At 44.3% G+C, this 13071-nt stretch carries 11 protein-coding genes; 8 read left to right on the top strand and 3 right to left on the bottom strand.

Translation table 11 applies throughout. The features are described from left to right. Positions 1 to 76 precede the first annotated feature (76 nt). Positions 77 to 1108 carry a PotD/PotF family extracellular solute-binding protein gene (locus tag AB4167_RS02715; protein WP_017060025.1) on the top strand — a complete coding sequence of 344 codons (1032 nt, stop codon included), beginning with the start codon at positions 77 to 79 and terminating at the stop codon, positions 1106 to 1108. A 3-nt stretch (positions 1109 to 1111) separates the two neighbouring features. Beyond that, positions 1112 to 3544, top strand: coding sequence for a putative bifunctional diguanylate cyclase/phosphodiesterase (locus AB4167_RS02710; protein ID WP_372136093.1), 2433 nt, complete (start codon positions 1112 to 1114; stop codon positions 3542 to 3544). Positions 3545 to 3780: 236 nt separating this feature from the next. On the opposite strand, the gene AB4167_RS02705 is transcribed toward AB4167_RS02710, so the two are convergent. Then, complete coding sequence (locus AB4167_RS02705; RefSeq protein WP_372136092.1) at positions 3781 to 4809, bottom strand: diguanylate cyclase domain-containing protein; 1029 nt, start codon at positions 4807 to 4809, stop codon at positions 3781 to 3783. A 9-nt stretch (positions 4810 to 4818) separates the two neighbouring features. Further along, on the bottom strand, positions 4819 to 5274 hold the full coding sequence (locus AB4167_RS02700; RefSeq protein ID WP_017069847.1) for a hypothetical protein: 456 nt from the start codon (positions 5272 to 5274) through the stop codon (positions 4819 to 4821). A 462-nt stretch (positions 5275 to 5736) separates the two neighbouring features. On the opposite strand from AB4167_RS02700, the gene AB4167_RS02695 reads away from it, so the two are divergent. From AB4167_RS02695 to AB4167_RS02670, 6 genes are all read left to right on the top strand, one after another. Continuing rightward, positions 5737 to 6111 (top strand): cytochrome c, encoded by a 375-nt coding sequence (locus AB4167_RS02695; protein ID WP_029235248.1) that lies wholly within the window; start codon positions 5737 to 5739, stop codon positions 6109 to 6111. Between the two features lie 37 nt (positions 6112 to 6148). Then, positions 6149 to 7573 (top strand): cytochrome-c oxidase, cbb3-type subunit I, encoded by a 1425-nt coding sequence (ccoN, locus tag AB4167_RS02690; RefSeq protein ID WP_017060031.1) that lies wholly within the window; start codon positions 6149 to 6151, stop codon positions 7571 to 7573. After that, positions 7574 to 8188, top strand: coding sequence for a cbb3-type cytochrome c oxidase subunit II (locus tag AB4167_RS02685; protein ID WP_017064719.1), 615 nt, complete (start codon positions 7574 to 7576; stop codon positions 8186 to 8188). After that, positions 8185 to 10341 carry a c-type cytochrome gene (locus AB4167_RS02680; RefSeq protein ID WP_372136091.1) on the top strand — a complete coding sequence of 719 codons (2157 nt, stop codon included), beginning with the start codon at positions 8185 to 8187 and terminating at the stop codon, positions 10339 to 10341. Before AB4167_RS02685 ends, AB4167_RS02680 begins: the two co-directional genes overlap by 4 nt. A 267-nt stretch (positions 10342 to 10608) precedes the next feature. Then, positions 10609 to 10836 (top strand): PAS factor family protein, encoded by a 228-nt coding sequence (locus tag AB4167_RS02675; protein ID WP_004730426.1) that lies wholly within the window; start codon positions 10609 to 10611, stop codon positions 10834 to 10836. A 264-nt stretch (positions 10837 to 11100) separates the two neighbouring features. Beyond that, positions 11101 to 11283, top strand: a complete 183-nt coding sequence (locus AB4167_RS02670; protein ID WP_004730424.1) for a hypothetical protein — start codon at positions 11101 to 11103, stop codon at positions 11281 to 11283. A 171-nt stretch (positions 11284 to 11454) separates the two neighbouring features. Here the strand turns inward: AB4167_RS02670 and AB4167_RS02665 are convergent, their stop codons facing one another. Further along, on the bottom strand, positions 11455 to 12747 hold the full coding sequence (locus AB4167_RS02665; RefSeq protein ID WP_017064721.1) for an alpha/beta fold hydrolase: 1293 nt from the start codon (positions 12745 to 12747) through the stop codon (positions 11455 to 11457). Positions 12748 to 13071: the final 324 nt, after the last annotated feature.

Raw genomic sequence — 13071 nt, 5'->3', positions numbered from 1 at the left:
TTAAGTGCCTAAATTTGAATCATGTCGCAGATTTTGGGCTACGATTTAGTTATCACGTACGAAAGGGAATCCGTCAGTGAAAGCGTTTTGCGTATCAATACTTGCGTCAACATCCTTTTTGGCTAGCCCTGTATTTGGCCAGCAGCATGATATTTATCTCTACAATTGGGATGAATTTTTATCTGACAGCGTCGTTACCCAGTTGAGTGATACCTACGGCATCTCACTAAAGCAGCAATATTTTTCTGACGAGTCCATTCGTGATGAAGTGCTATTGAGTGAACGACGAGGTGCGTTTGAATTGGTTGTCATTGAAAGTATGAAACTGAAAGCGCTGGCTAAACAGAACTTATTCCACAACCTGAGCGACTTGCAGCAATCCCTTTCAAGCAACTTTGACTCAAGATGGGTGGATGGGTGTGGCGAATATGGAATCCCCTACGCTTGGGGGACATCCGGCATCTTATACCGAAGCGGAAAAGTTGAGACTCCCAAGTCTTGGGGCGCTCTTCTAGACCCTGAAACCAAAACCAGCGGCCGAATCAGCATGTATTATGAGCCTACGGATTTGGTGAGTGCTGCGCTTCTGATGAATCAATTTGAGCCGTTTACCAACAACGAACAAGAACTTCGAGTCGCTTACAAAACGCTACAAGCACAGAAGCCTCACCTTGAAAGTAATGAATACGTTGTCGATTATATTCGTCATCCCGAACACTTAGCCAACATCGACCTCGCCTACGGATACTCAGGTGACAGCTATGTGCTTAATGATGCCGAACCTGAGGCATCTTGGGCCTACACAGTACCTCTAGAAGGAACAACCTTATGGTTAGAGTGTATGGCTGCAATTAACAACGGAGAGCGATCTCCACAGGCAACCACGATTCTCTCCTTCTTATCGCAACCCGAAATCGCCGCTCAAAACGCAATGGATTCATGGTTTGCAACGCCAAGTTCAAAAGCAAAAGCACTCACTTCTCAGGAGTATCAAAACGATCCCGAGCTTTTCCCGAATAAAGAAGTATTAGATCGCAGCTACCTTTATCAGCCGTTAGAACCGAGTAGCATTCAAATTCGCAATCGTATTGTCGACAGTTTGAGATAACTCATGCCAGTATTGAAGAAGCTCTATTTTGTACTTTTACCAACGCTGACATTTGTGCTCCTGATAGCAGGAATCGTGATGTACAACTTCGCATCAAATCATGCTAAGCACATGTATTTGGACAAGGTGCAATCTGATGTGAACACCGCTTTAGTCGCGGCGGAATACGAGCAGCTCGGCTTGTCCTTACTAGTTAAAGATATCGGTTCTTCGTTGCAGTTCCTCCGCTACATTCAAAATCCTGGCGACTACACGACTCTATCGCTATTGGAAAAACGAGTACTCCGAGTATTAAGCCAGAATCACGTCAATCAATTTGGGCAACGCAATGTTTATATCGTGGACCCTACGTTCAAATTAACGCTTTCGACTCTCAGAGCCGATCCTTTCGAGGGGCTAAAAATCCCTGACAAGATTTATGAAAGAGTCTTCGACATATACACCTCGTTAATCAGCAAGAAGGAACTCTCCTACGAAAGCTTCTCTTATGTCTCGATTAGTGGCGAGCTCAGATATTCGTATGTTGCGGCAATTGACCCTTACCTCCTTCCTCAAGATAAACGTGCAAGTAACAGTTTAAATCGCTACATCTTGATTGCTGACGGACCTCTGATACAACTCTCTAGCTTATTAATCAAATACAATGACGATGACAATATTCAGTTCTTAATCGAGCCATCCTCTGACGCTGCCAACATCGGAAATACCCAATTCGTTATCAAATCAATTGAGCAAACCCAAGATAATATCAATGTGCAGATGACCAGCCGAAATCTCATCGCGCAAGTAAATATTCGAGAACAAAAGTTCAACCATGAGAAAGCCATCATCACTAAACAAACCTTGTTAGGTGGCTTTGGCACTCTCTTTACGATCATGTTGATCGTGCATTTAGTGGTGCGTTACCAACTTGTGCGCCCGCTTAAAGACTTACTTCAAGAGATATCGATCGGCGGGCTCAAACTTAGATACTTCAAACGCTCATCAGGGCAAAGTGAAATTGATGGTTTAAAGAACGCGTACATAGACTCATTAACAGAGTTGAAGTTCGAAGCCGAATTCGACCAACTCACCAAGCTAGCTAACCGACGCTCTTTCATCAGACACCTTGATGTACGACTAAAAAGCTCGATGAGCCCACACTGCTATGTGGTTTGTTGGGACATCATCGATTTTCGTAAAATTAACGATCTCTACGGGGCAAAAGTTGGTGATAATGTACTGATAAGCTTAGCTAAAGCACTGAAAGAGACACTACAAAACCAACAAGCCTCTTTGGGCTTTAGTTGCAGTGATTACTCTTTAGCCAGACTGGGAGGGAATCAGTTTATCGCGATCTTGGAGATGGGTAAGAACCAAGTGATAAACGAAGAAATTGAGAACATCAACAATACGCTGACCGGCACCACCTTCCTTGACTACTATGGGTTTCGATTATCACTCGCAACAGGTGTTTTACCGCTCGACACGCCAAAGTTCGATGAGATTTGGCACCGATGCATCGATGAAATGTTAGCTAATGCGAAGTCTCATAGTGATGGCGAAAGTCGTATTGTTTATGGCGAAGAGTTGTTACATACCTTGGAACGCCATGACGTTGTAGAGAAAAGACTCTTAGAGTGCTGCGAAAGTGACAACTTTGAACTTCGCTTTATGCCTATTTTTAACGCCAAGACACTTCAGATAGATGGCGCGGAGTGCCTGATTCGTTGCCCAGCCTTATTCGATATCGATGCGGGACCAGAAGAATTTATCCCAGTTGCAGAAAAGAGTAACCTTATTGCCAGGCTCGACATGTGGGTCATTGGCACCGCGATCAAAAGCTATAAAGAGCTTTCAGAACTTCATAAATACAAGGGCACTCTGTCAATTAATATCTCGGCGATGGAGCTCTACAACCGTAATTTTTCCGACAACATCCGTAAAGTACTCGAACGTTATCAAGTGCCACCTGGCAACATTATTATAGAGATTACCGAGACCAGTTACGTGAAAAGTACCAAGCTTACGGTGCAGACTATCGAGAGCCTCAGAAGCTTAGGTTTAAAGGTCTCCCTTGACGATTTTGGTACGGGCTACACAGCGTTTAACCAACTTCTCCACTACCCTGTGGATGAGCTCAAAATTGATAAGAGCTTTATCGATAACATGGTAGACGACAAGGCCGACCGCAAGATGGTCGAATCTATGGTTAACTTAGGCCACTCTTGTGACACGCTAGTCGTCGGAGAAGGTGTTGAGTCGATAGAACAGTATCATTACCTCAGAAAAGCCAACTGTAACCTAATACAAGGCTACTTCTTCAGTCAGCCACTCACTTATCTGGAATTCATCGAGTTTGTTCGAAACCATAACCCGCAAGCAATTTTAAACCCGCAGTCTGTTAGCAGTTCGAGATCTAACGAGCGAATCGTTGCACTCACTCAAAAGCAGTAACCTTAAACCTAAACCTAAACCTAAACCTCAAAGCCTCTCTTCCTATTCAAGCGCGGAAAGCCACTATAGCTATAACTAGTAGTAGAACTATCTTCATCAGAGCAGGAGCTCTCTATTGGCTGCACATTGAATGAGGAGGCAAATAAAGAATGGCAAAAGCCATGATAGTGAAGCGGGAGAATGGTGAGCGTACAGTCAACAAAACCTAATGATCTAACTTATCGCTGATGCGGGGATTAACTCTGCATCGTCGTCGTTAGTAGCTCCATCATATCTTTAGAGCTGATGTTCTTCTTATGCCTGACTACAGCGTCAATCATCAATTCTAAATTCCCCGCAGAGATATAATCCTTAAGCACGTCATTGAATTTTTCCTGTATCTCATCACTTGTGTACAATTGCTCAGGAATGAAGAATAGAAACTGACTGCCACTACTACGAAACGAGATAGTACTTTCCGGTACCTTTGCCGTCAGGGACTTAGCAGCTGAACTCACCACCAAGTCTCCATATTCAAGTCCATACTTTTGGTTTATCTCACTAAGGTTTCTGATTCTTACAAAGTAAAGGTCGAAATTACCGCTTGTTGGATAGCTGTTCTTAACAAACTGCATGAGCGAGACTCGATTGCGAAAGCCAGTAATGAAGTCGGTAGAATGAAGTTTTCGTTTGATTGCAAAGTCGACGTAAAAAATCGCTCCTGTCACAAGCAGTAGCAACACCAGAAATACGCTGCTTATCTGATGCATCATCACCAACTTGTCGACCATTGTGGTGTTTTCTTCAATAACCGGGCTTTGAAGTCGAAACTTTTCGTTAATAAATTCGACCAGCGTGTTGTAACAAATATCAATTTTCTTCTGCAGTGATTCATTAGGCAAAGCGCCTTGATTCACCAACTTAATTGAGGATTCTAACGACTTAAACTTTTCAAACTCTGCGGTAAAGTACGGTTTAAAGTTTGCTGAGCGAATAAAATTGGACGATTCAGTGCTGTTGATCAGAATATCAAAACGACTCCAAGTAATGTCATATGCCAACCAAAGTTCATCATAATCAATCGTCTTTGCATGGCTAACCATCAAGAAGTTTGCATACTCTTTGACGAGTTGAAAAACAAACCAAGTGGCCTCATTTTGGCGGTTAGAAAAGCTCTTGTTGATGTCATTAATTCGAGTGACACTGTAGATATTGACGGATAGAACAACCACGGCCAAAGACAAAACAACGACTTTGATTGCGGCCATAGACAACAGCTTCTTCATAATTAGCCTCTACAGGTGAATATCACGAATCTGCCAAATCATCTTGGCATGGAAATCAGGGGTATTGGTTTCAGGGTTCGCAGAGATTGGGTAAATCAACCAAAACGGGCCTTTCTCTCTCACAGACATAAACTCCCCATTCTTTTTAATCGCAATGATGGGTTCATAGGTATCAAAATCTTCTTTGGGCACCGCAATTTTATAGTCATTCAATGCTACGAAAGTGACTTGTGATGATATCGGTAGATCCATATTTTCAAGCACCGTTTGTAACGTCACACCACTATAAACGGTCAGACCCTCGACCCAAGGCAAGGTGGTAGTAATTTCTTTTTGAGGAAGTGACAGGAGTTGCTCTCTACTAAAACCATGCTTTTGCCCGGAGTGGTCGAAAACCGTTAACTCTGAGGCTGCAAAAATCGAAAACGAGCAAAGCCAAAGCATCAACAAGAATACAGTTCTCATTCTAAACTCCATTTAAAAAGGTCACTAATTTGAGTCTAGTATAAATTGACCATTTAACTTGTACCGATACCACTCAGATTGATTGGTATCGCTTTATCCCTAATGCCCCTACACCTCGCTGTTTTTCAATAACTTCGCCGTTTCTCTGTCTCTTCCATCACCGCTCTCGTTCAGCACTCCCTACCCGCTTGACGTATTCCTTCTCAACCGTCTAGTAACAAAAACTCGTATTTTACTCTGCGTAAGTAAACCAATAAGCCCTATGAATACGTATGAAACAACAAAATCAACAATAAATATGAGTAAGTCAGTAGCGAAAATGCTGGTTGCTGCATAACCTTTAATCGAACGTAAGCAGCTTTAAGAGACTTAATAACGAGTTCCAGTCGTTTCTACTTCACCAGTTGATCTCGTGTATTGATCTTAGAAAGCTTACTCATTTCATAATCAAGGGAATCGAGAATGAGTTTGAATATAAAAAAATTTAACCCCATGGCGACACTTTCTACCCTAGTAATGACGCTGGTCATGTTTCCTGTTTCTGCTGAAGTTAATCAAGAACAATTCGAATTAGGTAAACAAAAAGCCAAAGTGTGTATGACCTGTCATGGCGCTGATGGCATCTCAACACAAGATCCCTACCCGAACCTTCGCGGTCAAAAAGTGGGTTATCTCATCTCTTCATTGAAAGATTACCAGACTCGAGAAAGAACCAGTGGCTTAGCGATTCTCATGCAACAACAAGCCGACACGCTCTCAGACCAAGACATCCGTGACATTTCCTATTTCTATTCTGTGCTCGGCAACGAAGCAGGCTCGCTCAGCGATTCAAATTAAGTCAGCGATTCAAAACCTCTAGGCAAGGAGCCTTGTTATGGAACAAGTGACAACGCAATACAGCATTAAGGTCGTGAAGTACTTCATCATTGCATCCTTAGTGTGGGCGATTGTAGGTATGATCATCGGCGTGATTCTCGCCGCGCAATTATATTGGCCAGTCTTAAACTTTGATTCTCAGTATTTCCAATTTGGTCGACTGCGTCCGCTACATACCTCTGGAGTAATTTACGGCTTCGTCGTGAATATCTTGATGGGGACGTCTTTGTACATTGCCCAGCGAACAGGCCATTGTGACTTGTTCAACAAAAGCCTTTCATGGATGGTATTTTGGGGCTGGCAATTCATCCTGTTACTTGCGGTCATTTCCTTACCCGCAGGCCACACTACCTCAAAAGAGTATGCGGAGCTTGAATGGCCAATCGACTTGATGATTGTGTTGGTTTGGGTGCTGTACGCGGTGTTGTTCTTTGGCACCCTTGCTAAACGAAAGGTCAGCCATATCTTTGTGGCTAACTGGTTCTTTGCTGCATTCATTATCGTCGTTGCAATGATTTTCATCGTGAACAACCTCGCGATGCCTGTGTTGGCGATGAAGTCCTACTCTGTGTTTGCAGGCGCTCAAGATGCGATTGTTCAATGGTGGTGGGGACATAATGCCGTCGGTTTCTTGCTGACCGCTGGTGTGATTGGTATGAACTACTATTTCATACCCAAAGCGGCGGATCGACCTATCTACTCGTACCGTTTGTCTGTGATCCATTTCTGGGGCTTGGTCGGCTTTTACACGTGGGCCGGAACGCACCATTTGGTTTATTCTTCTGTTCCCATCTGGATTCAGAACATCGGCATCGTTATGTCTTTGATCCTGTGGCTCCCTTCTTGGGCAGGCGCGTTCAATAGCGCAATGACCCTCCTACAAAATAAAGAAAAGCTGAAGTCCGACTACATTCTTTTATTCTTTTTCTCAGCGATTCTTTACTACTGCTTGGCAACATTCGAAGGTCCGCTACTCGCTATTCGCTGGTTCAACATGGTGGCACACAACACCGAATGGATCATAGGACACGTACATTCCGCGGCTCTAGGATGGGTTGGAATGTCAGGGATAGCGGTTTTTTACTACTTCATTCCACGCTTGTGGGGCCAAACCGATCTTTGGTCACGACGACTGATTAAATGGCACTTTTGGCTCGCTCATGCTGGCGTCGCCATCTATGCGATAGCACTTTGGATCGCAGGCATCGGTGAAGGCTATATGTGGCTCGCTCAAAATGAAAATGGCGAACTGATTTACAGCTTTGTAGAGGCTATGGATTTTAAAGCACCTTGGTTATTCATGCGTTTCTTTGGTGGCGCGCTGTTTGTACTTGGATTGTTCTTAATGGCTTTCAACTTGTACAAAACGGTTCGTATGCCCGTAACTCATGATGCTAAACACACTGTTAATGAAGGAGCTTAAATGATGAGTAAAGACTTTACACATTCAATCGTCATTTTAATTTTGACCACTGTTGTCGTGGCCTCCTTCTCTTTATTGGTCTGGGTAGTGCCAAGCATTGTCCGTGGCGATGATATTGCCAAAGGCAGCTTAGCGATGCCTCTCACACCGATTGAGTTAGCAGGCCGAGACATATACATCAGTGAAGGCTGCCATGTTTGTCACACACAAATGGTTCGCCCTCTAGAGCCAGAAGTGAAGCGTAATGGTCGCCCGAACCAAGAAGCAGACGATATCTATGAGTTTCCTAACTTGTGGGGCTCTAAACGTACTGGTCCTGACCTCACTAACTTAGGTAGAAAGTATTCTGACCAATGGCATGCTATTCACTTAATTGACCCTCGAAAAGTCGTACCGACCTCGATCATGCCCTCTTACCCGTGGCTATTTGAGCAGACTCTGACTGGCGATGATATTAGCGCCAAAATGGAAGTGTTACGTACCTTAGGTGTGCCTTATACCGATCAAGAAATTGGTGATGCCCGTTTGCAAGTAAGAGGCAAAACCAAAGGTGAAGCTCTGATTCGCTATTTACAAAGCCTGGGTAAAGATACGTCACAGGAGGTATCACAATGAGCACATTCTGGAATCTATGGGCGGTACTCTTAACCTTAATATTCTTTGTTCTGATGGTGTCTGTTGTCGTTAAATACTGGCGTAGCAATCACAAGGCCGATCACGACCACACCATTGGCACCTTTGATGGTATTGAAGAGAAAGATGCGCCTCCACCTAAGCTGTTATTTATCAGTTATGCAGTGGCATTTCTTTTGTCTGCGGGTTATTTGGTGCTCTACCCCGGGCTTGGAGAATGGGAAGGCTTAGTCGATTGGGAACAAAGCGACGATAAGCTCAGTTCACCATCCACCACTCTCAATGAGCAATTTGCACAAACCAGCGAAACCACGTTAGAGGGATTAGCTGCTGTCCCAGAGATCGTGAACAGCGGTAGGATTCTATTCCAAACTCACTGTGCCGCTTGTCACCGAGATAATGCACAAGGTCAGAAACACTTCCCTAATCTTATCGACCAAGAATGGTTATACGGCGGCAGTGATGAAGCTGTGATCCATTCGATTGCCAAAGGGCGAAATGGAGCGATGCCGGGTTGGAGTGAAATCATGCGCCCAGACGAGGTGGCAAAAGTCTCCTACTATCTAGCCTCCCTCAACCAACGTCATACCGATGTGCCGGAGATTAAAGTCGAGCTCGGTAAAACCTTGTTCGTCCAATACTGTTCGTCTTGTCATGCCGATGGTGCTGTCGCTAACCCAGCGATTGGCGTACCTGATCTTTCCGATGATATCTGGCTTCACGGAGGGAGTATTGAAGAGATTCAGCACACCATCAATTACGGTTTGAACAACCTAATGCCTGCGTTTGATGAGCAGCTCAGTGAGAACGAGATACTCGCGCTTGGGGCTTATATCCGACACGCTGGTGACGTAGAGCAACAACGGCTCGCGAGTTTGAAAGCATCATCTGTTGAGCGCGGAGAATATCTCGCTTATGCCGGTGACTGTGTGGCTTGTCATAGTGCAGAAGGTGGCGAACCCTTTGCTGGCGGCCTACCCTTTGTCACCCCCTTCGGCACCGTGTATTCAACCAACATAACGCCACACACTACCGAAGGTATTGGGACTTATGACTTCGATGATTTCCGAGCGGCGTTAGTCGCAGGTAAAGGCAAGAATGGTTACCTGTACCCTGCAATGCCTTACACCTCCTATCAATACCTCACCGACCAAGACATGGTGGATTTATGGGAATACATGCAGTCAATCACCGCCGTGCCGCGACGCAATGATGACAACAGCATGATGTTTCCATCCAATATTCGCTTAGGTTTGCTTGGCTGGAACATCGTATTCATGGATATCGACCCTATTGATTATGAAGTGCCAGAGGAACTCAAAGGAGAAATTGAGAATGTCGATAAGTGGCAACAAGGCAAATATTGGGTCGCAGGACTTGGTCACTGTTCGGAGTGCCATACACCTCGAAATATTGCCCAAGCACTGATACCAGAACGTATTTTCCAAGGTAACTTGATCGACGGTTGGAACGCGCCTGATATTACAGCCAATGAGCTCTATATCGATGGTTGGGATGAAGCAACACTCACAGACTTTTTACACACAGGACATTCAGACAAAGGCACCGCTTTTGCGGGTATGGCTGATGTAGTGAAAAACAGCCTAAGCTTGATGACGCGTGAAGATATTGAGTCGATGTCCTATTACCTACTCAGTGGGGACATCAACAACACCATTGCCAGTGATGCCGTTCAGTTACAGCCTAAAGGGTTTGATGAAGCTGCGTATGCCAGTGAAATCTACACCACGTATCGTCAAACCTGTGGGGCCTGTCATGGTGACGATGGTAAAGGTCGCGATCCAATCGCCCCTACTCTGTTGAACAACGGTATTATCATGCACAGCGACCCATTCAATACCATTGCGGTAACGGTGCGCGGCTTGCAACCCACCTATCTCGACAAAGACAGAAATTTCATGCCAATGGCAAGTTTTGAGGATGTACTGTCGGATCAACGCTTAGCTGAGTTAATCACGTTTGTGCGTTTAAACCTTGGCGACAGAAATGAACCGGTCACGGCTGAGCATGTTCGAGAGGTAAGAGAAACACTTGAAGCAGCAGGCTATGCAGGTGGATTACACACCACACCTGAAATGTACGAAAATCGAGATAAGAACATTAACATACGATAAGCGCTGTAGCTGTGCGTAGCCGATTGGCCCAACAAGCAGCGAACAGCACGTAACTTTTATGTTTGCCTAACAAGCCAAAAGGAGACCACTGTGTCTCCTTTTCTTTTGCCCAAACCCAAGTTTTCGATACTTTGCCGTACAACACAATTGTAACTAACTGATTACACAATTAAGCAGAGCTGAACATAATGCGATCAATCTCGCAGAACAAAGATGACACCAAGTGCATAATATGCAAAATTTTCTAAAGATGTACTAAGGACAGTTATGGATACAACTACACTCATCTACGATACGTTGGAAGGCCTGTCGAGCGCAAAGCCTCAGCAACACGCTCAAATCCGCCAAAATCTATATAACCAATTAGATTTATCATTTGAGAAGCAGTTGGCTTTGTATTCATCAGTTCTTGGTCCAGCAAGTGCTGGTAGATTGACCGATTTGGATAGTGCAGTGATGTCTGCACGCAAGATTGTTGGCTTAGAAAACAGCTAAGCAATCTTCAACCTATCTCAACTTTAACGCTGCATCCGTGCAGCGTTTTTTTATAGATGCCATTTACGATAAGTACCGTTGGTTACGATAAATGCAGTTAGGTACGATAAATACTGTTAGTTAAGATCAGTTCAATAAGGTCAGTTTTTCAAGTTACACGCATTCTCATTTGGTTAATCTTATGTTCCATTTTTAACAGGTGTGTAACCACAATAATGGCGCTAATGTTAGTAGCACGTTAACCACACATCGGATGGAAGAATCATGAGAGTACTTATTGAATATACACAAACAGGCAAATACCGTGATCATGCGTGGGAAGCATTAACGATTCGTTCAAAAGGCGAAATTCAAGCTGTAACTCCCTCTTATGCGGCTCAGCTTATCGAACAGAACCGCGCCAGCTTATCGACCACTGAAAATCAAGATATCGTCATCCAACCTTAATGGCTTCAAGGGCTACCCCTCCTAGTTCCTTAAATCGAATAGTTCGATGACATAAAAAAACGCTGCATGGGTGCAGCGTTTTCTTGTTTCTGGCGTATCGTATTTCTAACGTAGATAGTTTCTAAAGTAGAAAGCTTCTAACGCATCTTGTTTCTAGTGCAAATAGCTTGATTACTTTGGCAGATTTTCTAACGCTTCAACCATCGTCATCAATTTATCGACAATCCTTTCGCCGTCTACTCGCAAGCCATTGTGTTCATATTCATTGGTGATCCACGCTTTCGAGTTAGGAATGTTCGCCAATGTTTCACGGCTGTAATCCAACTCAACGTACATGTCATCGGCGTAAACGGCACACGCCATTGGCACTGTATTCTTGCTCAACTGCTCTGCGTTGTACAAAGTGCCCCAGTCCGACTTTTCAGCCAACATGTTCGCGGCTTCACGCAGTGGCTTCAGCGTTTCAAGTTGGTCGAACATCCATGGGTACACCATTTCACCAGTAAACCAGAACTCACTGCCCGATTGGTAGTTGAAGTGTGGGTACTGCTCACGAACACGATGTGCAGACCAGTTAGACGCTGTACCTTGACAGTAAATCGATTCATGCAAGATTGCGTAAATTGGGTTAGTTAAGTAACCCTGCTCTTGCTGCATTTGATTTAGGAAGCTGTAGCTCAGCTGTCTGTTACCGTTCACTTCAACAAACGCACTCTCCAGTGTGAAATACATTGGAAGGTTTGCTTCGCCGCCACCAAGATTAATACCTATTAGCTGGAACTGTTCAACTGTGAACACCTGACCGTTTGGCAGTCTCACATCGTTGTTGAGCAAGTAATCAGAGATCTCGCGACACATAGCTTGTGCTTGTGGGAACTGAGCAAAGAAAGCTCTGTTTTTGTCTTCTACACGCTTGTAAGTCGCACGATAAACATCGTCAGCTTCTCGTTCAATAGAAGGAATGCCGCCCGTCACATAACAACGCTGCAAGCTCTGTGGGAACAGTGACAAATAGCTCAGTGTACAGAAGCCACCAAAGCTTTGACCAATCGTCGACCATTGCTTAATACCAAACTGTTCACGAATCGCTTCAGCGTCACGAACGATGTTATCCGCTCTGAAATGCGTTAAGTATTCGACTTGTTGTTCTGGAGACAAATGCGCCAAAGTTTCATGGCTGATAACCGTGCTGTTGCCAGTACCACGTTGGTCTAGAAGCAGAACACGGTAGTTTTGTAATGCACGCTTTAGCCAACCCGATTGACCACTCACCCGTGGAGAAGGAAAACCTGGGCCGCCTTGAAAGTAGATCAACCACGGCAGCTCTTGCTCATCTTTAGCGAGATCAACCAGCTCACGTGCGAAGACTTGGATCTGTTGTCCATCTTTGGCTTGATAATCAAGTGGCAACTCGAAAGAGTGCTGACGGTACAGGGTGGTTCCATCAATAAAGTTAGCTTGCACGCTTCATTCCTTTTTATCTGATTCTAAAGTCATTGGTACGAATAAAAATGGCACCCTTTGGCACCGTAGTTAGCAAGATACGCATACTAGCTTGTAAATGAAACCGTTTGTTGAACCTGAATGTGAAGGTACTTCATTAAATCGCCAAATTAGCTTTATACGCGTAACAACTTGTGTCAAAACAGAGAGTTTAAGATGTGATCTATTGAGAAGAAGAACAAAAGTGGGACACAAATAAAAAGAGCTTAACGAGGTGAGGATACGTTAAGCTCTTTGGTTTTATCTGTTGTAAATGAGGTTTTTAGGTTGAACAAGCTCAGGCTT

Source organism: Vibrio sp. 10N.286.49.E11 (assembly GCF_041469505.1).
Classification (GTDB): domain Bacteria; phylum Pseudomonadota; class Gammaproteobacteria; order Enterobacterales; family Vibrionaceae; genus Vibrio; species Vibrio crassostreae_C.
This window is presented reverse-complemented; position numbering and strand designations above follow the sequence as displayed.

Excerpts from the sequence above, each read along its gene's own strand:
- AB4167_RS02680 (WP_372136091.1), top strand. The coding sequence starts at position 8,185 with ATGAGCACATTCTGGAATCTATGGGCGGTACTCTTAACCTTAATATTC.
- AB4167_RS02700 (WP_017069847.1), bottom strand. The coding sequence starts at position 5,274 with ATGAGAACTGTATTCTTGTTGATGCTTTGGCTTTGCTCGTTTTCGATT.
- AB4167_RS02695 (WP_029235248.1), top strand. The coding sequence starts at position 5,737 with ATGAGTTTGAATATAAAAAAATTTAACCCCATGGCGACACTTTCTACC.
- AB4167_RS02685 (WP_017064719.1), top strand. The coding sequence starts at position 7,574 with ATGATGAGTAAAGACTTTACACATTCAATCGTCATTTTAATTTTGACC.
- ccoN (WP_017060031.1), top strand. The coding sequence starts at position 6,149 with ATGGAACAAGTGACAACGCAATACAGCATTAAGGTCGTGAAGTACTTC.
- AB4167_RS02705 (WP_372136092.1), bottom strand. The coding sequence starts at position 4,809 with ATGAAGAAGCTGTTGTCTATGGCCGCAATCAAAGTCGTTGTTTTGTCT.
- AB4167_RS02670 (WP_004730424.1), top strand. The coding sequence starts at position 11,101 with ATGAGAGTACTTATTGAATATACACAAACAGGCAAATACCGTGATCAT.
- AB4167_RS02675 (WP_004730426.1), top strand. The coding sequence starts at position 10,609 with ATGGATACAACTACACTCATCTACGATACGTTGGAAGGCCTGTCGAGC.
- AB4167_RS02710 (WP_372136093.1), top strand. The coding sequence starts at position 1,112 with ATGCCAGTATTGAAGAAGCTCTATTTTGTACTTTTACCAACGCTGACA.